General features: G+C 67.5%; 1 protein-coding gene. It reads left to right on the forward strand.

The window, feature by feature from the left end; genetic code table 11:
- Nucleotides 1–69: 69 nt before the first annotated feature.
- A protein-coding gene (locus tag OXS49_RS33345) for an IS630 family transposase (RefSeq protein ID WP_267428770.1) occupies nucleotides 70–984 on the forward strand; the annotation gives its coding sequence in 2 pieces (ribosomal slippage) (nucleotides 70–421 and nucleotides 421–984; 916 coding nt annotated over the 2 pieces). This gene is flagged as partial in the annotation.

Below are 984 nucleotides of genomic sequence, written 5' to 3' on the forward strand. Positions count from 1 at the left end.
CTAGAGCTGCGCCCGAGCGTGTTGGGACGGCTCGGGGTCTGAGACGTTGAGGGGTGAAGGAGGATGCCGATGCCTTCACCGTTGTCCGTTGATCTACGCCAGCGTGTCGTCTCTGCCGTGTCGGAGGGAGCGTCCTGTCATCAGGCGGCAGCCCGGTTCGGCGTCAGCGTGTCCAGTGCCAGCCGCTGGTCAGAACAGTTCCGCCGGGAGGGGCAGCTCGCGCCCAAGCCGTCGGGTGGCGATCACGCCTCGCATCGGATCGAGGCAAAGGCCGAACTGATCCTAACGACTTACGAGGCGCGGCCCGCGATCTTCCTGCACGAGTTGCGCGACGACCTGGCCGAGCAGGGCGTGCGGACCAGCACGAGCAGTCTGTCCCGCTTCTTCGCCCGGCATGACATCACCCGTAAAAAGGGGCGATCCACGCCGCCGAGCAGGCACGCGAGGACGTAAGGGCGGCCCGCGAGGCTTGGTTCGAGAACCAGGACGCCCTCGATCCCGACAGACTGGTCTTCCTCGACGAGACCGCCGCGGCCACCAACATGGCGCGCCGCTACGGTCGGGCCCCGCGGGGCGAGCGCTGCCGCCTCGCCGTCCCGCACGGGCATTACAAGACTACCACCGTCACCGCCGCGCTGCGCAGCGATGGCCTGTGTGCCACCGCCCTGTTCGATGGAGCCACCAATGGCACACGCTTCCGGGCCTACGTCATCGGCACACTCGTGCCCGTGCTCAAGCCCGGCGACACCGTCATCCTCGACAACCTGCAGGCTCACAAGGTGGCAGGTGTGCGCGAGGCCATCGAGGCCGCGGGGGCGAGGCTGCTCTACCTCCCGCCCTACAGCCCGGACTTCAATCCGATCGAGCAGATCTTCGCCAAGTTGAAGTGCCTGCTCCGAACTGCGGCGGCCCGCACTGTCCCCGACCTGTGGCACACCATCCGGCAGGCCTTCACTCGGTTCACGGCCGACGAGTGCAGCAACT

Origin of the sequence: Methylobacterium sp. GC_Met_2, assembly GCF_026540795.1 — a bacterium.
GTDB lineage: Bacteria > Pseudomonadota > Alphaproteobacteria > Rhizobiales > Beijerinckiaceae > Methylobacterium.